At 71.7% G+C, this 21,300-nt stretch carries 23 protein-coding genes and 1 pseudogene; 19 read left to right on the top strand and 5 right to left on the bottom strand.

Features of this window, described 5'->3' with window-relative positions; translation table 11 throughout:
- Positions 1 to 26: 26 nt before the first annotated feature.
- From proS to JMF97_RS01700, 13 genes and pseudogenes are all read left to right on the top strand, one after another.
- Positions 27 to 1,433, top strand: a complete 1,407-nt coding sequence (gene proS, locus JMF97_RS01760; protein ID WP_203219911.1) for a proline--tRNA ligase — start codon at positions 27 to 29, stop codon at positions 1,431 to 1,433.
- Between the two features lie 150 nt (positions 1,434 to 1,583).
- On the top strand, positions 1,584 to 2,231 hold the full coding sequence (locus JMF97_RS01755) for a ribonuclease FAU-1 family protein (RefSeq protein ID WP_203219910.1): 648 nt from the start codon (positions 1,584 to 1,586) through the stop codon (positions 2,229 to 2,231).
- A gap of 307 nt (positions 2,232 to 2,538) precedes the next feature.
- Entirely contained in the window at positions 2,539 to 2,985 is a 447-nt protein-coding gene (rpsP, locus tag JMF97_RS01750; RefSeq protein WP_203219909.1) for a 30S ribosomal protein S16, read from the top strand.
- Positions 2,960 to 3,220 carry an RNA-binding protein gene (locus JMF97_RS01745; protein ID WP_175440282.1) on the top strand — a complete coding sequence of 87 codons (261 nt, stop codon included), beginning with the start codon at positions 2,960 to 2,962 and terminating at the stop codon, positions 3,218 to 3,220. Before rpsP ends, JMF97_RS01745 begins: the two co-directional genes overlap by 26 nt.
- Positions 3,221 to 3,222: 2 nt before the next feature.
- On the top strand, positions 3,223 to 3,783 hold the full coding sequence (rimM, locus tag JMF97_RS01740) for a ribosome maturation factor RimM (protein WP_203220286.1): 561 nt from the start codon (positions 3,223 to 3,225) through the stop codon (positions 3,781 to 3,783).
- A gap of 18 nt (positions 3,784 to 3,801) precedes the next feature.
- Positions 3,802 to 4,575, top strand: coding sequence for a tRNA (guanosine(37)-N1)-methyltransferase TrmD (gene trmD / locus JMF97_RS01735; protein WP_203219908.1), 774 nt, complete (start codon positions 3,802 to 3,804; stop codon positions 4,573 to 4,575).
- Between the two features lie 144 nt (positions 4,576 to 4,719).
- Positions 4,720 to 5,076 (top strand): 50S ribosomal protein L19, encoded by a 357-nt coding sequence (gene rplS / locus JMF97_RS01730; protein ID WP_203219907.1) that lies wholly within the window; start codon positions 4,720 to 4,722, stop codon positions 5,074 to 5,076.
- 181 nt (positions 5,077 to 5,257) lie between these two features.
- Positions 5,258 to 6,132 (top strand): annotated as a pseudogene (gene lepB / locus JMF97_RS01725) (signal peptidase I).
- Between the two features lie 9 nt (positions 6,133 to 6,141).
- Entirely contained in the window at positions 6,142 to 6,777 is a 636-nt protein-coding gene (gene lepB / locus JMF97_RS01720; protein WP_203219905.1) for a signal peptidase I, read from the top strand.
- Positions 6,778 to 6,843: 66 nt separating this feature from the next.
- Complete coding sequence (locus JMF97_RS01715; RefSeq protein ID WP_203219904.1) at positions 6,844 to 7,332, top strand: NUDIX hydrolase; 489 nt, start codon at positions 6,844 to 6,846, stop codon at positions 7,330 to 7,332.
- Positions 7,326 to 8,138, top strand: a complete 813-nt coding sequence (locus JMF97_RS01710) for a ribonuclease HII (protein ID WP_203219903.1) — start codon at positions 7,326 to 7,328, stop codon at positions 8,136 to 8,138. Before JMF97_RS01715 ends, JMF97_RS01710 begins: the two co-directional genes overlap by 7 nt.
- A complete protein-coding gene (locus tag JMF97_RS01705; RefSeq protein ID WP_007075222.1) occupies positions 8,135 to 8,458 on the top strand; it encodes a DUF2469 domain-containing protein in 324 nt (107 codons plus the stop codon). The genes JMF97_RS01710 and JMF97_RS01705 overlap by 4 nt, the downstream gene beginning before the upstream one ends.
- 229 nt (positions 8,459 to 8,687) lie before the next feature.
- A complete protein-coding gene (locus tag JMF97_RS01700; protein WP_412101323.1) occupies positions 8,688 to 9,404 on the top strand; it encodes a murein hydrolase activator EnvC family protein in 717 nt (238 codons plus the stop codon).
- Here the strand turns inward: JMF97_RS01700 and JMF97_RS01695 are convergent.
- From JMF97_RS01695 to JMF97_RS01675, 5 genes are all read right to left on the bottom strand, one after another.
- Positions 9,292 to 10,473: an aminotransferase class V-fold PLP-dependent enzyme gene (locus JMF97_RS01695; protein ID WP_203219902.1), complete on the bottom strand. Its 1,182-nt coding sequence runs from the start codon at positions 10,471 to 10,473 to the stop codon at positions 9,292 to 9,294. The genes JMF97_RS01700 and JMF97_RS01695 overlap by 113 nt on opposite strands.
- Before the next feature lie 52 nt (positions 10,474 to 10,525).
- Positions 10,526 to 11,560, bottom strand: a complete 1,035-nt coding sequence (locus JMF97_RS01690; RefSeq protein WP_203219901.1) for a tyrosine recombinase XerC — start codon at positions 11,558 to 11,560, stop codon at positions 10,526 to 10,528.
- A gap of 113 nt (positions 11,561 to 11,673) precedes the next feature.
- A complete protein-coding gene (locus tag JMF97_RS01685; RefSeq protein ID WP_203219900.1) occupies positions 11,674 to 12,849 on the bottom strand; it encodes a DNA-processing protein DprA in 1,176 nt (391 codons plus the stop codon).
- Positions 12,846 to 14,363, bottom strand: coding sequence for a YifB family Mg chelatase-like AAA ATPase (locus JMF97_RS01680; RefSeq protein WP_203219899.1), 1,518 nt, complete (start codon positions 14,361 to 14,363; stop codon positions 12,846 to 12,848). Before JMF97_RS01680 ends, JMF97_RS01685 begins: the two co-directional genes overlap by 4 nt.
- Entirely contained in the window at positions 14,363 to 14,722 is a 360-nt protein-coding gene (locus JMF97_RS01675; RefSeq protein ID WP_102659034.1) for a YraN family protein, read from the bottom strand. The genes JMF97_RS01680 and JMF97_RS01675 overlap by 1 nt, the downstream gene beginning before the upstream one ends.
- 222 nt (positions 14,723 to 14,944) lie before the next feature.
- Here JMF97_RS01675 and JMF97_RS01670 point away from each other — a divergent pair, with 222 nt between their 5' ends.
- The 6 genes from JMF97_RS01670 (at position 14,945) to JMF97_RS01645 (ending at position 21,198) form a co-directional block, all read left to right on the top strand.
- Positions 14,945 to 15,949 carry a hypothetical protein gene (locus tag JMF97_RS01670; protein ID WP_203219898.1) on the top strand — a complete coding sequence of 335 codons (1,005 nt, stop codon included), beginning with the start codon at positions 14,945 to 14,947 and terminating at the stop codon, positions 15,947 to 15,949.
- Positions 15,950 to 16,210: 261 nt separating this feature from the next.
- On the top strand, positions 16,211 to 17,095 hold the full coding sequence (gene rpsB, locus JMF97_RS01665; RefSeq protein ID WP_203219897.1) for a 30S ribosomal protein S2: 885 nt from the start codon (positions 16,211 to 16,213) through the stop codon (positions 17,093 to 17,095).
- Between the two features lie 132 nt (positions 17,096 to 17,227).
- Positions 17,228 to 18,055, top strand: coding sequence for a translation elongation factor Ts (gene tsf / locus JMF97_RS01660; protein ID WP_013732117.1), 828 nt, complete (start codon positions 17,228 to 17,230; stop codon positions 18,053 to 18,055).
- A 150-nt stretch (positions 18,056 to 18,205) separates the two neighbouring features.
- The gene (gene pyrH / locus JMF97_RS01655) at positions 18,206 to 18,973 is read left to right on the top strand and encodes a UMP kinase (protein WP_013732118.1); all 768 of its coding nucleotides are present in this window, start codon (positions 18,206 to 18,208) and stop codon (positions 18,971 to 18,973) included.
- 80 nt (positions 18,974 to 19,053) lie between these two features.
- Complete coding sequence (gene frr / locus JMF97_RS01650) at positions 19,054 to 19,611, top strand: ribosome recycling factor (protein WP_013732119.1); 558 nt, start codon at positions 19,054 to 19,056, stop codon at positions 19,609 to 19,611.
- A gap of 324 nt (positions 19,612 to 19,935) precedes the next feature.
- The gene (locus JMF97_RS01645) at positions 19,936 to 21,198 is read left to right on the top strand and encodes a phosphatidate cytidylyltransferase (RefSeq protein ID WP_203220284.1); all 1,263 of its coding nucleotides are present in this window, start codon (positions 19,936 to 19,938) and stop codon (positions 21,196 to 21,198) included.
- Positions 21,199 to 21,300: the final 102 nt, after the last annotated feature.

Here is a 21,300-nt window from a genome sequence, read left to right as displayed (position 1 = left end):
TCCGCCCCTGCATAGGATGTGCGGTTATGGCGCGCGTGCTTACTCCCCGGGCTGAGGACTTCCCCCGGTGGTACCAGGACCTCATCGCTAAGGCGAAGCTGGCCGACAACGGGCCGGTACGGGGGACCATGGTGATCCGACCGGCCGGCTATGCCATCTGGGAGCGGATGCAGGCCGAGATGGACGACCGGATCAAGGCGGCCGGGGCGGAGAACGCGTACTTCCCGCTGTTCATCCCGGAGAGCTACCTCAAGCGCGAGGCTGAGCACGTCGAGGGCTTCTCGCCGGAGCTGGCGGTGGTCACCCACGGCGGCGGCAAGCAGTTGGCCGAGCCGGTCGTGGTGCGCCCCACCAGCGAGACGGTCATCGGCGAGTTCATGGCCAAGTGGATCGACTCGTACCGGGACCTGCCGCTGCTGCTCAACCAGTGGGCCAACGTGGTCCGCTGGGAGCTGCGCCCGCGGATCTTCCTGCGCACCAGCGAGTTCCTCTGGCAGGAGGGCCACACCGCCCACGCCACCCGCTCCGACGCCCGCGCCTACGCCCGCAAGATCCTGCACGAGGCGTACGAGGACCTGATGGTCAACGTGCTCGGCATCCCGGTGGTGGTCGGGCTCAAGACCGCCCGGGAGCGGTTCGCCGGGGCGACCGCCACGTACACCTGCGAAGGCATGATGGGCGACGGCAAGGCGCTCCAGCTCGGCACCAGCCACGAGCTCGGGCAGAACTTCGCCAAGGCCTTCGACATCAGCTACTCCTCGGCCGAGGGCGGCCGGGAGCACGCCTGGACCACCTCCTGGGGCACCTCGACCCGGATGCTCGGCGGTCTGATCATGTGCCACGGCGACGACAACGGGCTGCGGGTGCCGCCGAAGCTGGCGCCGGTGCAGGCGTACGTCATGGTGGTCAAGGACGGCGAGGGTGTGGGCGAGGCGGCGGCCAAGCTGCGCGACGCGCTGCGCGACGCCGGCATCCGGGTCATGCTCGACGACCGCACCGACACCCCCTTCGGCCGCCGGGCCGTCGACGCCGAGCTGCGCGGCTATCCGGTACGCGTCGAGGTCGGCCCCCGTGACCTGGCCGCCGGCAACGCGGTCGTGGTCCGGCGTACGGACGGCTCGAAGGCCCCCACCCCCATCGCGGACGTGGTCGGCGCGGTGCTCGCCGCCCTGGACGCCGACCAGCAGTCGCTGCACGACCAGGCCCTGGCCTTCCGCCAGTCCCGCACCACCGACGTCGCCACCCTCGACGAGGCCATCGAGGCGGCAGCCACCGGTTGGGCCCGCGTCCCGTGGTCGGCCGTCGGCGTCGAAGGCGAGGCCAAGGCCAACGCCCAGGGCGTCACCGTCCGCTGCCTCCTCCGCGCCGACAACTCCGTCCCCGACACCGAGGACGAACCCAACCTCACCGCCATCCTCGCCCGCGCCTACTAACCCCCACCCCCACGCGCCCAGGCGCTGCCCACCCCGCCCCGCTCTGCTCGTCGATCTTGCACTTTCTGTCGGGATGAAACTGAGTAAAAGGTGCATCTCGGCGACCAGAAGTGCAAGATCGCGGGGATTGGGGGGCGGTAGGGTCGGGGTGTGAGGTTTGAGGTGGGGCGGATGGTGATGCACCGCAACGTGCGGCGTGGGCGGATCGGGTGGGTCCGGCCGGCGCGGGTGGTCAGTGATGACGAGCGTGGGCTGCTGTTGTGGGTGGCCGAGGGGTCGCCGGTGGCCGCCGAGGTGAACGCCGACGGGTTGGGGATGCGGGCGGTTCCGTTCGCTGACTGGCTCACTCCGACGTTTCAGCTGAAGCAGGGGTGGTGGAACGGGCCGCCGTTGCTGAAGTTCCTGCCGACCGGGGCGGCGCATTCCGTCTGGTGGTTCCGGGACGCGCAGGGGCGGTTCACCGGGTGGTACGTCAACCTGGAGGAGACCGGCGTCCGGTGGGACGACGGCGGGCTGGCCGGCGTCGACATCATCGACCAGGATCTCGACGTGTGGGTCCGGCCCGACCGCAGCTGGGAGTGGAAGGACGAGGGCGAGTTTGTCGAGCGGCTGGCCTTCCCGGAGCACTACTGGGTGACCGACGAGGCGGCCGTACGAGCCGAGGGCAAGCGGGTGATCGCCCTGGCCGAGGCCGGTGAGTTCCCGTTCGACGGCACCTGGTGCGATTTCACGCCGCCCCCGGAGTGGGAGGCCCCGCAGTGGCTACCCGCTGGCTGGGACCGCCCACCCGTCCGCTGAGCCGCCCACCTGCGCTGATTCCGCTACCCGCGCTGAGTCGATCACCCTGCGCCGAGCTGGCACTTCGATGTGTTCTGGGTCACATGTGGGTCGGATCGGGTGACCCGCCCTGGTCCGATGTGAGGGATCCGGGGTGGATCTGGCAGAATGGCTGGCTGGTATCCGGCGCGTGTCCGGCGCCCTCTAACCCGGGCGCGTCGCCAGTCCACCCGAGCAGTCTCCGGCCCAACCCCACTGTGCCGGTTGGCGCTCACCCGTGCACACCGCCCACCTGGGCCGGTGAGATCGCAACAGGAGCGAAACAACCGTGGCCGTAAAGATCCGGCTCCTGCGGATGGGCAAGATCCGCAACCCGCAGTACCGCATCGTCGTCGCCGACTCGCGCACCAAGCGTGACGGCCGGGCGATCGAGTTCGTCGGCATCTACCAGCCGAAGGAAGACCCTTCGGTGATCGAGGTCAAGTCGGAGCGGGTCCAGTACTGGCTGTCCGTCGGCGCCCAGCCCAGCGAGGCGGTGCAGCGGCTGCTGGAGCTGACCGGTGACTGGCAGAAGTACAAGGGCCTGCCGGCCCCGCCGCCGCTGAAGGTGGCGCCGGAGCGGGCCGACCGCAAGGCCGCCTACGAGGCCGAGGCGAAGGCCGCCGCCGGCGTTGCCGACACCCCGGCCAAGCCGGCCAAGAAGGCCGCCAAGGCTGAGGCCGAGGCGCCGAAGGCCGAGGAGCCGGCCGCTGCGGACTCCGGCGAGCAGGCCTGACATGGCACTGCGGCCGGCGTTGGAGCACCTGGTCAAGGGCATCGTCGACCACCCCGATGACGTACGCGTCCGGATGGTCGACTCCCGTCGGGGCAAGCGGCTCGAAGTTCGCGTGCACCCCGAGGACCTGGGCACCGTGATCGGGCGGTCCGGCCGGACCGCCAAGGCACTGCGCCAGGTGATCGGCTCCATCGGTGGGCGCGGCGTGCGCGTCGACATCGTCGACTCGTACTGATGCTGCTCATCGTCGGCAGGATCGGTAAGCCGCACGGCATCCGCGGTGAGGTCACCGTGGAGGTGCGTACGGACGAGCCCGAGACGCGGTTCGCCCCCGGCGTGGTGCTGGCCACCATGCCGGGGGTGGTTCCCCGGGGCGGCCAGGAGCCGGCCGCCGAACCGGGCGAGCGGTACGAGGTGCCCGACGCGTTGACCGTGGAGGCTGTCCGCTGGCACCAGGGGCGGCTGCTGGTCGCCTTCGAGGGGGTGCTGGACCGCGACGTCGCGGAGGCGTTGCGGGGCACCCTGCTCACCGTGGACAGCGCCGACGTGGCACCGCCGGAGGATCCGGAGGAGTTCCACGATCACCAGTTGGTGGGGCTGGCCGTGGTCACCCCGTCCGGCGAGCGTCTCGGCGAGGTGGCTCGGATCGACCACGCACCCGCCTCGGATCTGCTGGTGCTCCGTCGCCCCGAGGGGCGTACCGCGCTGATTCCGTTCGTCAAGGCGATCGTCCCCGAGGTCGATCTCGCCGGTGGTCGCGTCGTGGTCGACCCGCCCGGTGGCCTGCTCGACCTCTGATCCCGCGGAGCACCCCTGATGCGCGTCGACATCGTGTCGATCTTCCCGGAGTACTTCGCTCCGCTGGACCTGTCGCTGATCGGCAAGGCGCGGGCCAACGGCATGCTGCGGCTGGCCGTACACGATCTGCGGAGCTGGACCCACGACGTGCACCGCACGGTCGACGACACCCCGTACGGTGGCGGGCCCGGCATGGTGATGCGGCCCGAGCCGTGGGGTGCGGCGCTGGACGCCCTGGCCCCCGCCCAATCGGCTGCGCCCCGGCTGCTGGTGCCGTCCCCGGCCGGCGTGCCGTTCACCCAGGCGCTGGCGTACGAGTTGGCCGCCGAGCCGCACCTGCTCTTCGCCTGTGGCAGGTACGAGGGCATCGACCAGCGGGTGCTCGACCACGCGGCGACCCGGATGCCGGTCACCGAGGTCAGCCTCGGCGACTACGTGCTCTTCGGTGGCGAGGTGGCGGTGCTGGTGATCCTGGAGGCGGTCGTCCGACTGCTGCCCGGTGTGCTCGGCAACGCCGGCTCGCTGGCCGAGGAGTCGCACGCGCACGGGCTGCTGGAGGCGCCGATGTACACCAAGCCGGCGACCTGGCGAGGGCTGGACGTGCCGGAGGTGCTGCGCTCCGGTGACCACGGTCGGATCGCCCGCTGGCGCAGGGACGCGGCGTTGGCGCGTACCGGCCGACGTCGGCCCGACATGCTCGTCGCGCTCGACCCCCAGGAGCTGGACAAACGGGACGTGGCGGCGCTGGACCGGGCCGGGTTTCCGGTGCCCGGACGGGATGTGGCAAAGTAGAGGGGTTGCCGCAGTCGTCTGCGCCGTGGACGGCTGCGAGGATCCCCGACCGGGGCCGGCTCGCGCTGACCACCATCCGGGGATCAGTATCACCCACCCGCGCGCCGAGTGACGGTGCGCCGTGAGCCTCACGAGGACATCGCGATGAACATCCTGGACGCCCTTGACGCCCAGTCGAAGCGCACCGACCTGCCCGACTTCCGCGCCGGTGACACCGTCAAGGTGCACGCCCGGGTGGTCGAGGGCAGCCGGTCCCGGGTCCAGATCTTCCAGGGCGTCGTCATCCGTCGCCAGGGCGACGGACTGCGCGAGACCTTCACCGTCCGCAAGCTCAGCTTCGGCGTCGGCGTCGAGCGGACCTACCCGATCAACAGCCCGGGAATCGACCGGATCGAGATCGTGACCCGCGGTGACGTCCGCCGGGCCAAGCTCTACTACCTGCGTGAGCTGCGGGGCAAGAAGGCCAAGATCAAGGAGCTGCGCGAGAAGCAGCCGAGCTGACCTCGCTGCGCCACGCCGCCTAAGCTGCGCGTGTGTCGTACGCTCGGGGTCGCACTACCCTGGTCGTACGGGCGCAGCGCGGCGGCGACCCGCCGTGCATGGCGGGTGACCTCCACTACCGCCCGGGGAGTCTCGACGAGACTGCCGGGCGGTAGTCGTTTCTGCGGACCGGGGAGTGCGCGTGGTACAGGCGCTTGACGACAGCGGCTCGGTTGATCCTTGGCGCCGGCGCAACCGGCGCAACAAGCCGCAGATGCCGCTCTGGCAGGAACTTCCGCTGCTGCTCGTCGTCGCCTTCTGCCTCGCCGTGCTGATCCGCACGTTCCTGCTCCAGGCCTTCTTCATCCCCTCCGGGTCGATGGAGGACACCCTGCTCGTCGGCGACCGCGTCCTGGTCAACAAGGTCGTCTACAACGTGCGGGATCCGCAGCGCGGCGAGGTGGTGGTCTTCCGGGGCACCGACCGGTGGGTCCCGCAGGTGGAGGTGGAGCCGGCCGACGGCTTCGTCGACCGGCTCGGCCGCACCGTCGGTGACCTGATCGGGCTGAGCCGCCCCGGGGAGAAGGACTTCATCAAGCGCGTCATCGGGTTGCCCGGTGACCGGGTGAGCTGCTGCGACGACCAGGGGCGGCTGCTGGTCAACGGCACCCCGCTGGACGAGTCGGCGTACGTGTTGCGCGACTCGCCACTGGACCTGCCCCCCAACGCGCAGGAGTGCCGCTCCCGGCGGTTCGAGGAGATCGTGGTCCCGCCCGGGCAGATGTTCGTGCTCGGCGACCACCGTCTCGTCTCGCAGGACGCCCGCTGCCAGGGCACGGTGCCGATCGACAACGTGGTGGGACGGGCCTTCGCGGTGGTCTGGCCCTCCAACCGCTGGCACACCCTGCCCATCCCGGAGACGTTCGCCGACGTGCCGTCACCGGTCACGGCCACCGGCGGTGCCGCGCCGGCGGTGCGGCCCACGGCCGAGGGCGGGGCCTTCCTGGCACTTCCGATCGCAGCCGTACTCTCCGTTCTCGCGCGTTCGACGCGGTGGCACCGATCCGGGCAACGTAGGCTCCTCCCGTGATTGACGAGCAGACCGACAAGCCGCGCCACTCCTTCTGGAAGGAACTGCCCATCCTTCTCGGGGTGGCGATCCTGGTCGCGGTACTGGTGCGGGCCTTCGTACTGCAGACCTTCTTCATCCCCTCGCCGTCCATGGAGAACACCCTCAAGATCGACGATCGGGTGCTGGTCAACAAGTTGGTGTACAACTTCCGGACACCGCACCGCGGCGAGGTGATCGTCTTCAAGGCGCCCGTCGAGTGGAGCGGCAACCCCGCGGGCGAGGACTTCATCAAGCGGGTCATCGGCGTCGGCGGTGACCGGGTGGTCTGCTGCGACGCGCAGGACCGTCTGGTGATCAACGGGGTGCCGCTGGACGAGCCGTACATCTTCTCCTTCGACGGTCAGCGGGACAAGCCGGCGGACCAGGAGTTCGATGTCGTCGTACCGGAGGGTCGGCTCTGGGTGATGGGCGACCACCGCTCCGCCTCCGGCGACTCCCTGGAGCACTACCAGCAGTCCGGCGAGAACGTCACCGCGGCCACCATCCCCGAGAAGGACGTCGTGGGCCGGGCCTTCACCGTCTTCTGGCCGTTCGACCGGGCCACCCTGCTCACGGTGCCCGAGGGGTTCGAGGCGATTCCGGCGCCCTGACGGTGCGGGTAGGTCGGGTGGGACGGCGACGTGGGCGTTGTCGGTGACATCTGGCAGTCTGGTGCGGTGACGCGATACACCCCGAGGTGCGCCGCCCGGGTGCTCCTGGTCGACCGGGCCGATCGGTTGCTGCTCTTCCGCGGCTTCGATCCGGCTCATCCGGAGGGCGGACATTGGTGGTTCACCCCCGGCGGCGGTCTGGACCCGGGGGAGACGTACGCCGACGGCGCGGCGCGTGAGCTGGCGGAGGAGACCGGGTTGCGGTTGACCGTGGCCGAGTTCGGTGAACCGGTGCACGCCGACGTCGCCGAGTTCTCCTTCGACGGGGTGTCCTACCGGCAGGAGCAGCGGTTCTTCCTGGTGCGGGTGGCCGCCCACGAGGTGAACACCACCGGGTTCAGCGAGGTGGAGCGGGGCAGCGTGGACGGCTACCGGTGGTGGTCGGCCGAGGAGCTGTGCAGCACCGCCGAGCGGTGCTACCCGCCGGACCTGCCGGCGGTCCTGACCCGGGCGTTGACCGGCGTTCCGGCCACGGCCGGCGGTGCGTCATGCTGACCCCGCCGCGCACCGTGGTGCGCCGGGAGGCCGGGCTCTACGCGTTGGAACGGGCCCTGCAGCGGCGTGGCTTCCGGCATGTCGCCGGTGCCGACGAGGCCGGCCGGGGCGCGTGCGCCGGGCCGCTGGTCGCCGCCGCCGCGGTGCTGCCGGAGGGGCGCCGGGGCGAGATCGACGGTCTGGCCGACTCCAAGCTGCTCACCCCGGCCAGCCGGGAGCGGGTGTACGACGAGGTGGTCGCGCGTGCCCTGGCGTACGCCGTGGTGGTCATCCCGGCCGAGGAGGTCGACGCCCGAGGGCTGCACGTGTGCAACCTGGCCGCGATGCGCCGGGCGCTGGCCTCGCTGACCGTGCGACCCGAGTACGTGCTGACCGACGGGTTCGGCGTCGACGGTCTGGACGTGCCCGGTCTCGCCGTGTGGAAGGGTGACCGGGTGGCGGCCTGCGTGGCGGCGGCGAGCGTGCTGGCCAAGGTGACCCGGGACCGGATCATGGTCGACCTCGACGCCGAGCACCCCGGCTACGGCTTCGCCGAGCACAAGGGGTACATCACCGCCGACCACACGGCGGCGCTGCGCGAGCACGGTCCGTGCCGGGAACACCGGTTCTCCTACGTCAACGTCGCCGCAGTCTCCGGCCTGGACGGCCGCCCGCCCCGCTCACGTCGACCGCTGGGCGCAAGCCGGGACGAGCCGATGGAGCGCTCAGGCTTCGCAGGGGGTACCGTCGGCGTGGCGTTGGGCGAGCAGCGTCAGCGTCCAGCGCCGGTGGGGGAAGATGTGGTCATGGAAGGCGGAGTGCGATGAGCGCGGAAGACCTCGAAAAGTACGAGACCGAGATGGAGCTGCAGCTCTACCGGGAGTACCGCGACATCGTCCGTCAGTTCTCCTACGTGGTGGAGACCGAGCGGCGGTTCTACCTGGCCAACCAGGTCGACCTGCACGTGCGCAACTCCGACGGCGAGGTCTACTTCGAGGTCGAGATGCATGACGCCTGGGTGTGGGACATGTACCGTCCTGCCCGGTTCGTCAAGAACGTCCGGGTGATGACGTTCAAGGACGTCAACGTCGAGGAGTTGGAAAAGCCCGACATCTCGCTGCCCGCCGACTCCGGCTTCGGCGGCTGATCCTCGGTCCGTTGTCGTCACGGCGGCCCCCCACCTGCCGTGATCGGTCCACATCGGCGTTCCGGTTCCGTCCGGTCGTCTCCGCAGCGGCCATCCCTCCGGGTCGCCGGGCCATGCCATAGCAGATCAACTGTGTCGGCGCGGTCTGTCCACAGGGCGTCGCGTCGTCCACAGGCGAGACCCGCCGGGCAGCGAAGCAGCGGCGGCGACGCGCACACTCGCCGCCATGGTGACCCGTTCCGGCGCGCTCTGCGCCCTCCTGCTCGTGCCACTTGTCGCGTACCCGCCGTCGCCCTCGTCGTCGCTGCCGACGGCGGTGTCGCTGGCCGCCGATCATCAGGGCCTGGTCGTTTGGGCGTCCGCGCCGGCGCCGAGCCTGGTCCCGCCGTCCGGGGTCGCTGTGGCGGACAGCGTCGGGCGATACCGGTGGCCGGTGGACGGGCAGCCCCGGCCGGTGCGCCGGTTCGATCCGCCGCCTCGTCCCTGGCTGGCCGGCCATCGCGGGGTGGACCTGCTCGCGCCGGCCGGCGCGACGATCCGGGCCGCCGGTGACGGCACGATCTCGTACGCCGGCATGGTCGCCGGCCGTCCGGTGATCTCGGTGGCCCATGCCGACGGGCTGCGCACCACCTACGAGCCGGTGGAACCGGCGGTCACCGTCGGCACGGCGGTGCCGGCGGGCGCCGTGCTGGGAGTTCTGCTGCCCGGGCACGCGGGCTGTCCGCAGGCCGCCTGCCTGCACTGGGGGCTGCGCCGGGGCAACGACTACCTCGACCCGTTGGCCCTGCTCGGTCTCGGCCGGACCCGACTGCTGCCGCTCGCCGACGCGCCGCTCAGCGCTGGTCGAGCAGGGTGGGCAGGTGCACGGCGAGCCGGTCGTACTCGTCGGGCGAGTTGTACACCTGGCCGCACAGTCTCAGCCAGCCCCGCCCGTCCCAGCTGTTGACCGCGACCTGGGCGGCGAGCCGCTCGGCGATCCGGGCCCGCAGCGCCCGCGCGCCGTCCATGGTGGTGGCGAGGCCCGCCGGCAACGGGATGATCCGCATGGCGACCGTCGGTCCGCCGGGGTCGGGCAGGTCGGCCGGTGGCACGCCGAGAGCGTCCCCCACCACCCGCTGCCCGTACGCGGCCAGCGCCGCGTTGTGCGCCCGCACCCGGTCCACCCCGAGCGTACGCAGGACGTATAGCCCCACCGGGGCGCTCAGCCAGCCGGTGTAGTCCGCCGTCGCCTGCCACTCCACCCGGCCCGGGAAGCCCGCCTCCTGCTCCCAGGAGACCACCAGCGGTTCGACCCGCTCCCGCCAGGGCGGGGCGACCACGAGGACGGCCGTGCCCCGGGGCGCGTACCCCCACTTGTGCAGGTTGCCGACCCAGAAGTCGGCGCCGATGCTCTGCACGGTCGCCGGCAGCATGCCGGGTGCGTGGGCGGCGTCGACCAGCACCGACACGCCGTGTTCCCGCGCCACACCGACGATGGCAGCGACCGGGAACAGCCGCGCCGTCGCCGAGGTGAGCTGGTCGACCACGACCAGTCGGGTACGCCCCGGACGCAGCCCGGACCGGACGATCTGCACGATCTCCTCGGCGGTGGCGGACAGCGGCACCCGCAGCACCCGATGGGTCGCCCCGGTGCGGTGACATTCCCGGCGGATGGCGAAGTCGACCGCACCGTAGCCGTGGTCGGTGGTGAGCACCTCGTCGTCCGGGCGCAGCCCGACCGACTGCAACGCCACGGCCACGCCGGTGGTGGCGTTGACGGTCAGGGCGGTGCCGTCCGGGTCGGCGCCGAGGAAGCCGGCCAGGTGCCGGCGGGCGTGCGTGATCCGGTCGACCAGACCCTGGGTGAAGAAGCGCAGCGGATCGGCTTCCATCTCGTCGCGCAACCGCTGTTGGGCCCGCTGCACGGTGATCGGCACCGCGCCGAACGAGCCGTGGTTGAGGTGGCTGACCGCCGGGTCGAGGGAGAAGAGCAGGCGAGCGCCCGGGATCGGTTCAGGTGGCAACGGGACGCTCACCGGATGATCGTAACGCTGTCCCCGGCCCGCCGTGATGGATCTTGTGCAGTGGCTATGCGCGGGGGTGGGCCTGGCGGTATGCGGCGCGGAGCCGGTCGACGGAGACGTGGGTGTAGACCTGCGTGCTGGCCAGCGACGAGTGCCCCAGCAACTCCTGCACCGCGCGCAGGTCCGCCCCGCCTTCGAGCAGGTGGGTGGCGGCCGAGTGGCGCAGCGCGTGCGGGCCGATCCGGGGCAGGCCGGTGGCCTGCGCGTACGCCCCGACGATCTGGCGGGCGGTCGTCGGGTTCAGCCGCCCACCCCTGACGCCGAGGAGCAACGCGTCGCCGGAGCCGGGGACCACCAGCACCGGACGCCCCCGTCGCAGCCACTCGTCGAGGGCCCGCTGAGCCGGCGAGCCGTACGGCACGACCCGTTCCCGTCCACCCTTGCCCCGGACCCGAACCACCCGCCGGCCATGGTCGATATCGGCGACGTCGATGCCGCAGGCCTCGCTGACCCGCACCCCGGTGCCGTAGAGCAACTCCAGCAGCGCCCGGTCCCGCAACCGCACCGCCTCGGCGACCACCTCTTCAGTCCCGGCACCGTCCACCGTCTCCACGGCGACCGGCCCGTCAGCGGTTCCGTGTCCGTCGATGGCGCTGTTGCGGGTCGGTGCCTCGACGAGGAGCGCGGCTTGGTCGGTGCGGAGCACGGTGGGCAGGGTGCGCTGCGGGCGGGGACTGGCGAGGGTGGCGGCCACGTCGGTGGGTAGCAGTCCGCCTCGGTGTGCCCAGGCACTGAAGGTGCGTGCCGCCGCTGCCCGCCGGGCCAGCGACGCCCGGGCCGCTCCCATCGTCCGCTGTTTGGCCAGCCAACTGCGTACTGTGTCGAGGCTCAGCTCGGCCACCTCGGCGCAGCCCATCCGGTGGGCATGATCCAAGAGGGACACCAGATCGGCGACGTACGCCCGTACCGTGTGGGCCGAGTGGTTGCGGACCGAGGCGAGGTGTCGGGCGAACTCGTCCACCGCGTCCCGCAGCGGCTCCGGCAGCGCCGCGTGCACGGCCCGGGTGCCGCGGGTGTTGCGGTCTTCGGTACCCCCCACGCGGCCCAGCCTAAGACGAGGCGGTCGCGCCCGCGAACCTGCCGCGCACCGGGTGTGCAGTCAGCCGCGCGGCCCGCCGGGTGGTCAGCTCAGCGGCCCGGTGGGTGGACAGCTCAGTCGGGACGGCGGGGTGGGACCAGGGCGTAGCCGTCGTCGCGGCGTACCACCAGGGCCAGTTCCTCCAACAGGGACATCTTGCGCAGCACCGTTCGTACGGCCAGGCCGGCGCGGGTCGCGAGGTCGTCCACGCCGATCGTGCCTCGGCGGGGCATCGCCTCCACGATCGCCCGCGCATCGTCGTCGATCACATCGGTGGGTCGGTCCGGGCCGCGCGGCACCGGGGCAAGCTCGCCGATCCGGCCCACCTCTTCCAGCACCTGGGCGAGACCGGTCACCAAGCGGGCCCCCGGCTCCTCACGCAGGATCTCGTGCGTGCCGACGGACATCGCCGAGGTGACCGGGCCGGGCACCACCATCGCCGGGCGGTTCAGGGCGAGGGCTCGTCTGGTGGTCTGGGTCGCGCCGCTGCGGGCCGCCGCCTCCACCAGCACGGTGCCCTTCGTGCCGGCCGCAATCACCCGGTTGCGGATGAGGAAACGGGGACGAAGCGGCTCGGCGGCCGGTGGCCACTCGCTCACCAGCAGCCCCGAGTCGGCGATCCGGTCGAACAACGCCGTGTTGCCCACCGGATAGGGGCGATCGACGCCGCAGGCGAGCACCGCCACGGTCCGGCCACCCGCACTCAACGCACCTCGGTGCGCGGCGGCGTCGATGCCGAACGCTCCGCCGGAGACGACAGTCCAGTCCCGGTCGGCCAGGCCGTAGCCCAGCTCCCGGGCGACGTGCAGACCGTACGGCGTGGCTGCTCGTGCCCCCACCACGGCCACGGACCGGTCCAGCGCCTCGGCCAGCGGCCACGGTCCGCGTACCCAGAAGCAGAGCGGTGGGGCGGTCTCCCGGTCGACCCGGCGGCGCGCGTCGGAGAGCCGAAGCTTGCGGAGTTCTTCGACCGTGCCGGGCCATTCGTCGTCGCCGGGCACGACGACCCGGGCACCGAGTCGTTCGCCGCGATCGAGGGCCTCGGCGGCGATGGTCCGGGCGTCTCCGGCCCGGCTGCGTGCCGCCACACTGTCGCGCAGGTCCTCGTGCGGCGCTGCGCCGTCGAGGAGCAACTCCAGGGCGGCCACCGGGCCGAGTTCGGCGACCAGCGCGTACACCGAGCGGGTGCCCGGCTCGGCCAGCCAGGTCAACGCGACCCGGGCCAGCGTCGTCTCGTCGTACCTGCTCATATTGCCTCTCCCGTTCTGAGGTGGATGGCCTCGCCGACGTCGTGCCGGTCCGGGCGGGCGCGCCCGTCGAGGTCGGCGATCGTCCAGGCGAGCCGGATGACCCGGTCGAAGCCGCGGGCGGAGAGCGACCCCGAATCCAGCCGGGCCCGTAGTTCGGCGGTGTCGGCGGCGGGCAGCTGCCACGGTGGCCGGCGCAGCCGCGTGCCGGGCACCTCGGCGTTGAGTCGGCGGCCCAACGCCGACCAGCGGTCCGCCGCCGCGGCACGGGCGGCGACCACCCGGGCCGCCACCGCCGTGGAGGACTCCTGTGTGCCGGCCTCCATGAGTTCGGCGGCGCGCATCGGCAGCAGCCGCACCTGCAGGTCGATCCGGTCGAGCAGCGGACCGGAGAGCCGGGCCAGGTAGCGGCGGCGGGCCTGCGGGGGACACTCGCAACGGTCGTCGCCGGCCGGGTTGGCGCACGGGCACGGATTCGCCGCGATCACCAGCTGGGCCTGGGCGGGGTATTCCGCGCCGCCCCGGCTGCGGGCCAGGTGCACCCGGCCGTGCTCCAGCGGTTGGCGTAACGCTTCCAGGGCGGCGCGGCTGAATTCCGGAGCCTCGTCGAGGAAGAGGACCCCTCGGTGGGCGAGTGAGATCGCGCCGGGCCGGGCCAGCCCTGGCCCGCCGCCGACGATGGCGGGGATGGTCGCGGTGTGGTGCGGGGCCTGGAACGGCGGGCGGCGCAGCAGCCCACCCTCCGCCGGTAACAGCCCGGCGATCGAGTGCAGGGCGGTGACCTCCAGCGCGGCGTCGTCGTCCAGCTCGGGCAGGATCGACGGCAGACGCTCGGCCAGCATCGTCTTGCCGGCGCCCGGTGGGCCGATCAGCGCCAGGTGGTGGCCGCCGGCGGCAGCGACCTCCAGGGCTCGCCGGCCGAGCCCCTGCCCGGCCACCTCGGCCAGGTCGGGACCGGAGGTGGCGGGTGCCGGCACGTGGGTCGGCGGCTCGATCAGCGGCGCACCGTCGCGGACGAACGCGATCAGCCGGTGCAGGGTGTCCACGCCCCGTACCCGCAGCCCGGGCACCACGGCCGCCTCGGCGCTGTTGGCGGTCGGCACGATCACCCGCTCGACACCGGCCCGGGCCGCCGCGGCCGCCATCGGCAGGACTCCCCGTACCGGCCGGACGGTCCCGTCCAGGCCCAGCTCGCCGAGGATCACCACGCCGTCCAGCGGTGCCAGGGGCAGCTCGCCGGAGCCACCGAGCAGTGCCACCGCGATCGCGAGGTCGAAGGCCGAGCCGAACTTGGGCAGGGTGGCCGGCAGCAGGTTGAGGGTGATGCGGCGGTTCGGCCAGCGCTGACCCGAGTTGACCACGGCGGCCCGGACCCGGTCGCGCGCCTCGTGCAGTGCGGTGTCCGGCAGTCCGGAGATGACCACTGCGGGCAGGCCGGGCGCGAGATCCGCCTCCACCTCCACCAGGTGACCGGTGACGCCGACCAAGCCGACGCAGAGCACCCGGGCGTAGCTCATCAGAACGCTCCCTTGAGATGCTCGACCTGCGCCCGGCCGGCGCGCGGCAGCAGCACCGAGACGACGTCGAAGCGGATCTCGTCGGCGGTGGTGCCGGTGGCCGCCAGCCACGCGACGGCGAGCCGACGCAGCCGGCGGGCCTTGTGCCGGACCACCGCCTCGGCCGGGGTGCCGAAGTCGTGGTTGCGGCGGGTCTTCACCTCACAGATGACGAGCACCGGCCCGTCCCAGGCGACGATGTCGATCTCGCCGGAGGGGCAGCGCCAGTTCCGGGCCACCGGGCGCAGCCCTGCCTCGATCAGGTGTCGGACGGCGCATCGTTCCCCGTACCCGCCGACCGCCTGGTTCCGCTTGGTCATGGCTGGCACCCTGCCCGCAGTGGGCCGGTCGAGGTGCCCCCACCGGTGCGGCCTGTGGACGACCGGAGGTGCTGTGGACAGACAAACGATCATGCCCTCGGTGTGCTAGGGCGGAGCCGGGTGACGAATCAGCTTCTTACTCCGCGTACCCGGTCGAATTGCCCTTCCCCGCCGCTGGCCAGGGCCGGGGTCGAATGGCGGTTGGTCGGCCGGTCGCATACGGTGCCGGTCGTGGACGGACGACGTAGCTTTGCCGACGACCAGGAGTCGGGTTGGTATCCCGGTGACCGCGACCACGGTTACGGCGACCCGAACTGGCGCGGCACCGCCCAGGCGCGGTACCGGGACGACACGCCGGTGACTCCCGAGCAGCGGATCGACGACGAGGACCGGTACGACACCGCCGCGCGACGTTTCGGTGGGGTGGACCCGCTCGCCGACACCCCGGCGGAGCCCGAGCGCTATCGGGCCTCACGCGCCCGACGAGCCGGGTCGACCGACCCGGACGTTTCGGGTGAGTTGCCCACCGAACGTCCGGGTAGGCGTGCCGCCCGCGAGACCACCGCGCCGGTCGGCGCAGACCCGTTGCTGAGCGATCCGGCCCCGTTCGCGCCGGTGGTGAGCGATCCGGCGCCGTTCGCGTCGGCGGTGGATGATCCGGCCCCGCTGGCGTCGGTGGTGGGTGACCCGGCCCGGTCCGTGCCGCTGACCGGGTACCCGATCGTGGAGGCGAAGCGGGGCACGGAGGCACTGAATCCGCTGGAGCAGCCGACCGGGCCGATGCCGCCGGTGGCGCCCCGGGGCGACCTGGCGGCGGGGGACGCCGGCAACCAGCAGGTCGCCGGGGACGCCGGATTCCGGCCGGCGACCGGGGAGGGCGGCTACCAGGTGCCGGGCGTACCGGCCGGGCCGCCCAGTGGCGACGGCGTCTACCGGACCCGTCGGCCGGTGCTGGCCGTACTCTTCGCCGTCCTGGTAGTGATCTTCGAGGTGCCGGCGTTGCGGGTGTTGCTGCACGGGGCGACCGCGGACCCGGTTTCCGCCGCCGACGTGCTGGTGGGCACCTTCCTGGTGGCCGGTCTGCCGATCTTCGCGGTCGGCCTGTACGGGTTGCGGACCACCGGGTTCTCGCTCGCCGACGGGGCGCGCGGCTGGCTACGGCCGCCGACGGCCTACCTGACGGTCGGGCTGGCGCTCTTCCTCGCTGCGGCGCTCGCCGCCGGCTGACCGGCCGTACGCTCGTCAGTCGCCGTCACGCCGGGGACCCTTCCTCGCACCCGGGGGTCGGGCGGCGGGGCGGGCGCGTACACTGGTCGACTGGCGACCGCCTCGCGCGGTCGACCTCGCGTGCCCTCCTCACGAAGTCGTCGTGCGGCGGCGGCCTCCCTGGTCCCGACCCTGTCGGGCCCATCCTGGCCGACGACCGGGCACCAGGCCACTCGGCCGCCGGCCGAGCGGATGAACCAGGGACCCCAAGGAGTACGAACCATGGCCGTCGTGACCATGCGTCAGCTGCTGGAAAGTGGTGTTCACTTCGGGCACCAGACCCGGCGCTGGAACCCGAAGATGAAGCGCTTCATCTTCACCGAGCGCAATGGCATCTACATCATCGACCTGCGCCAGACCCTCGACTACATCGAGAAGGCGTACGAGTTCGTGCGCAACACGGTGGCCGAGGGCGGCAGCATCCTGTTCGTCGGCACCAAGAAGCAGGCCCAGGAGGCCATCGCCGAGCAGGCGACCCGGGTCGGTCAGCCGTACGTCAACCACCGCTGGCTCGGCGGCATGCTGACCAACTTCCAGACGGTGTACAAGCGGCTGCAGCGGATGAAGGAGCTGGAGGCCCTCGGTGACCTCAGCGGCACCGCCGCCGGTTACACCAAGAAGGAGACCCTGCAGCTCTCCCGCGAGAAGACCAAGCTCACCAAGACCCTCGGTGGTCTGCGGGACATGCAGAAGCTCCCGGCCGCGGTCTGGATCGTCGACACCAAGAAGGAGCACATCGCCGTCGACGAGGCCCGCAAGCTGGGCATCCCGGTGATCGCGGTGCTCGACACCAACTGCGACCCGGACGAGGTCGACTTCCCGATCCCGGGCAACGACGACGCGATCCGTTCGGCCGAGCTGCTGACCCGGGTCGTGGCCGCCGCCGTCGCCGACGGCCTGATCGCCCGTTCCGGCCGTCGCCGTGGTGGCGACGAGAAGCCGGAGGCGGGTGTCGCCACCGACGAGCCGCTGGCCGAGTGGGAGCGCGAGCTGCTCGAGGAGCCCAAGAAGGCCGACGAGGAGCCCGCCGCCGCCACCGAGCCCGCCGCCACGGAGGCCGTCACCGAGCAGGCTCCCGAGCAGCCGGCGGCCGTTTCCGGCCAGTGATCCCGCCGCCGTCCGGTCACCGTCGGTTTTCCGATGGTGACCGGCGGCGACCAGGTCGGCACGAACTTCCCGAATCCGGGTAACCGGCACCTCAGACCATCCCATCGCAATCTCAACACCGAAGAGAGAGCCATGTCCCAGATCACCGCCGCGGACGTCAAGAAGCTCCGCGACCTGACCGGCGCCGGCATGATGGACAGCAAGAAGGCCCTGACCGAGGCCGAGGGCGACTTCGACAAGGCCGTCGAGATCCTGCGCGTCAAGGGCGCCAAGGATGTCGGCAAGCGGGCCGGTCGTACCGCCGCCAACGGGCTGATCGCCCACGCCGGCCAGGCCATGCTCGAGCTCAACTGCGAGACCGACTTCGTCGCCAAGAACGACGCCTTCATCGCCCTGGCCCAGCAGTTGGTCGAGCACGGTGAGCGTTCCGGCGTGAGCAACGCCGAGGAGCTGCTGGCCAGCGAGATCGACGGCCGTCCGGTCGCCGACCTGGTCCAGGAGCAGTCCGCCAAGATCGGCGAGAAGCTGGTGCTGAACCGCTTCGCCAAGCTCGACGGCACGGTCGCGGTCTACCTGCACCGCAAGGCCCAGGACCTGCCCCCGGCGGTCGGTGTGATGGTGCAGTACACCGGCAAGGCTGACGAGGCCGCCGACGCCGACGCCCGTGGTGCGGCCATGCAGATCGCCGCGATGCGTCCGCAGTACCTCACCCGGGACGAGGTGCCGGCCGAGGTCGTCGAGTCCGAGCGGCGCATCGCCGAGCAGACCGCCCGCGAGGAGAACAAGCCCGAGGCGGCGCTGCCGAAGATCGTCGAGGGCCGGGTGAACTCCTTCTTCAAGGACTTCGTCCTGCTGGAGCAGTCGTCGGTCACCGACAACAAGAAGACGGTGAAGCAGGTGCTGGCCGAGGCCGGCATCGAGGTCACCCGCTTCGTGCGGTTCGAGGTCGGCCAGGCCTGAGCCGCCGTCGGGCGCGCCGCGCCCGTGGGCTGAGCAACGACACGACGAGGAGGCCGCCGGTGTACGCGACAGGCACCGCGGCCTCCTCGTCCCATAAGGTCGGCAGCGGCAGATACGCACCCGGTGCACCGGTGGGGGAAGGACGGGCGGATGACGCAGGTTGTGAGTGACCGGACGCTGGCGGCGGACGACCCGACGGCGCCACCGCCCGGCCGGTCCCGGCGGGTGGTGTTGAAGCTTTCCGGCGAGGTGTTCGGCGGCGGCGCGATCGGCGTCGACCCGGACGTCGTACAGGCCATCGCCCGGCAGATCGCCACCGTGGTACGACGCGGGGTGCAGGTCTCCGTGGTGGTCGGCGGTGGCAACTTCTTCCGGGGCGCGGAACTGCAGAAGCGGGGCATGGACCGGGCCCGGGCGGACTACATGGGCATGCTCGGCACCGTGATGAACTGCCTCGCGTTGCAGGACTTCCTGGAGAAGGAAGGCATCGAGACCCGGGTGCAGAGCGCCATCACGATGGCCCAGGTCGCCGAGCCGTACATCCCGCTGCGCGCGATCCGGCACCTGGAGAAGGGCCGCGTGGTCATCTTCGGCGCCGGGGCGGGCATGCCGTATTTCTCCACCGACACGGTGGCCGCGCAGCGTGCGTTGGAGATCCACGCGGACGTGGTGCTGATGAGCAAGAACGGCGTCGACGGGGTCTACACCGCCGACCCGCGGATCGACCCGACCGCCAGCAAGTTCGACTCGATCACCTTCTCCGAGGTGCTGCGCCGCAACCTGCGGGTCGCCGATGCTGCCGCCTTCAGCCTCTGCATGGAGAACGGCCTGCCGATGCTGGTCTTCGGCGCCCAGGGAGACGACACCATCGTCCGGGCGGTGGGCGGCGACAAGATCGGCACGCTGATCACCACCTGAAGCGACCGTCGACCTCACCCCGACGGTCCCGGTGACCCGACAAGCCCCACGACGAGCACAAGAAGGAGGCGAGGAGAACGGTGATCGACGACACCCTCCTCGAGGCCGAGGAGAAGATGGAGCGTGCGGTCGAGCACGCCAAGGAGGAGTTCGGTGCCATCCGCACCGGCCGCGCCACTCCGGCCATGTTCTCCAAGATCATCATCGACTACTACGGCAGCCCGACGCCGCTGACCCAGATGGCGTCGGTGGCCATTCCCGAGCCGCGGATGGCCATCATCAAGCCGTACGACAACTCGCAGATCAATGCCATGGAGAAGGCGATCCGCGACTCGGACCTCGGGGTCAACCCGAACAACGAGGGCAACCAGCTGCGCATCCTGCTCCCGCAGATGACCGAGGAGCGCCGCCGCGACATGATCAAGGTCGCGCGCCACAAGGGCGAGGAAGCCAAGGTCGCCATCCGCAACATCCGCCGCAAGGGCAAGGAAGAGCTGGACCGGCTCGTCAAGGACGGCGAGGTCGGCGAGGACGACGGCCGGCGCGCGGAGAAGGAACTGGACGACCTCACCCAGCGCTACGTCGCGCACGTCGACGAACTGGTCAAGCACAAGGAGACCGAACTCCTGGAGGTCTGACCTCGCGCCGTTACCCACGGTGCGCCCAGCCCACCCACTGCACCCCCGTCCCCGTCCGGTTGGTCCTGAAGTCAGTCGTCACAGTCGTGGTGACAGCTTCAGGAGCAACACGGCGGGGTCGAGGGTGTGGGTGGGTACTGGTGCGGCCTGTGGGGCGGGCAGGTGCAGTAGGCTCGGCACGATTCCCGGTGGCCCGGCGGTGAAGGGTGGGGATCGGTCAACCGACCGGCCGGCAAAATCTCAACGGAGCGCCTCGCGCGGGTAGGGGATGGTAGTGGTTGTACGGCAAGTGGTGGATTCCGTCCCGCTCCCCTCTGGTGCGTGATGTCCCACCTCGACCCCTACGGCGGCGCCGAGGCCCGTGGCTGGGATCGGCCGGACCAGCCCGCCCACCTGCCCTGGCCCGACCCGAACCTCGATCCCGGCCCCTGGGCCGCTGATCCGCACGCCGAGCGGTACGCCACCCCCACCGCCCGCATCGAGCCGGTGCGTGGCGCTGCCGATCTGCTCGACCACGACGACGCCCCGACCGGGCAAATCGAGCGGATACCCGCCGGTGTCGGCCTCGACCACGACGACGCCCCGACGGCCCAGTTCGCCCCGGTGTCCGGCGACGAACCGGAACCCGACGATCCGCCGCCCGGACGCCGTCACCGCGGCCGTCGTCGCGCCGGGCGGCCCACCAACGGGCAACCCGCATCGAGCCCCGGTGAGCAGCCCTCGTCGCAGCTCGACCGGCCGGCGGGGAGCCCCGGCAAACCCGCTGCGCCGAGCCGCGCCGGCCGGAACCTGCCGGCGGCCATCTCGGTCGGGCTCGGCCTGGGGGCTGTGGTCCTGCTCCCGCTCTTCCTCTACACGCCGTCCTTCCTGCTGGTGCTCGCCGCCGCATTCGGGGTGGGCATCTGGGAGATGTCCCGCGCGGTACGCCGGGCCCGGGCCGTGGTGCCACTGGTTCCCCTGATCGTCGGTGGGGTGCTGACGGTCACCATCGGCTGGTTCGGCGGCCTGGACGCGCTGCTGCTGGGGTTGCTGGTCACGATCGCGGGCACGCTCGTCTGGCGGCTCGGCGACGGCATGGCCAACTTCCGGCGGGACATGACCGCGGCCACGTTGATCGCGGTGTACGTACCCTTCCTCGGTGGCTTCGCCGCCCTGCTCGCGTCGTCGCCCGACGACGGGGCGCTGCGGGTGCTGGTGACGCTTGTCGCCGTGGTGCTCTCCGACACCGGGGGGTACGCCGCCGGCGCCAACTTCGGCAAGCATCCGATGGCCCCGACGATCAGCCCGAAGAAATCCTGGGAGGGTTTCGCCGGGTCGGTCGGTGCGGCGGCGCTGGGCAGCGCCCTGCTGCTCTGGCTGCTGTTCGACGTGGCCCCGTGGTGGGGTGCCGTGTTCGGGGTGGCGGTGTCGTGTGCCGCCGTCCTCGGTGACCTCGCCGAATCCATGATCAAGCGGGATCTCGGTGTGAAGGACATGAGCAACCTGCTGCCCGGGCACGGTGGCCTGATGGATCGCCTCGACTCGGTCCTGTTCGCCGTGCCGACGGCGTACCTGCTGCTCGTGGTCCTCGTGCCGGCGGTGAACTGAGGCATGGATCACGGCCACGCAGCCTGGTCGCGGACGTGGCCGGACCCGATCCGCACCCTCCGGAGGGATGCGGTCCACGCCGGGCGTGCCAGACTGGACGGG

The sequence above is a fragment of the Micromonospora fiedleri genome (genome assembly GCF_016774385.1).
Classification (GTDB): Bacteria; Actinomycetota; Actinomycetes; order Mycobacteriales; family Micromonosporaceae; genus Micromonospora; species Micromonospora gifhornensis.
This window is presented reverse-complemented; position numbering and strand designations above follow the sequence as displayed.

Excerpts from the sequence above, each read along its gene's own strand:
- JMF97_RS01645 (WP_203220284.1), top strand. The coding sequence starts at position 19,936 with ATGTCCCACCTCGACCCCTACGGCGGCGCCGAGGCCCGTGGCTGGGAT.
- proS (WP_203219911.1), top strand. The coding sequence starts at position 27 with ATGGCGCGCGTGCTTACTCCCCGGGCTGAGGACTTCCCCCGGTGGTAC.
- rplS (WP_203219907.1), top strand. The coding sequence starts at position 4,720 with ATGAACATCCTGGACGCCCTTGACGCCCAGTCGAAGCGCACCGACCTG.
- JMF97_RS01705 (WP_007075222.1), top strand. The coding sequence starts at position 8,135 with ATGAGCGCGGAAGACCTCGAAAAGTACGAGACCGAGATGGAGCTGCAG.
- tsf (WP_013732117.1), top strand. The coding sequence starts at position 17,228 with ATGTCCCAGATCACCGCCGCGGACGTCAAGAAGCTCCGCGACCTGACC.
- pyrH (WP_013732118.1), top strand. The coding sequence starts at position 18,206 with ATGACGCAGGTTGTGAGTGACCGGACGCTGGCGGCGGACGACCCGACG.
- rpsB (WP_203219897.1), top strand. The coding sequence starts at position 16,211 with ATGGCCGTCGTGACCATGCGTCAGCTGCTGGAAAGTGGTGTTCACTTC.
- JMF97_RS01675 (WP_102659034.1), bottom strand. The coding sequence starts at position 14,722 with ATGACCAAGCGGAACCAGGCGGTCGGCGGGTACGGGGAACGATGCGCC.
- JMF97_RS01680 (WP_203219899.1), bottom strand. The coding sequence starts at position 14,363 with ATGAGCTACGCCCGGGTGCTCTGCGTCGGCTTGGTCGGCGTCACCGGT.
- JMF97_RS01710 (WP_203219903.1), top strand. The coding sequence starts at position 7,326 with ATGCTGACCCCGCCGCGCACCGTGGTGCGCCGGGAGGCCGGGCTCTAC.
- trmD (WP_203219908.1), top strand. The coding sequence starts at position 3,802 with ATGCGCGTCGACATCGTGTCGATCTTCCCGGAGTACTTCGCTCCGCTG.
- JMF97_RS01685 (WP_203219900.1), bottom strand. The coding sequence starts at position 12,849 with ATGAGCAGGTACGACGAGACGACGCTGGCCCGGGTCGCGTTGACCTGG.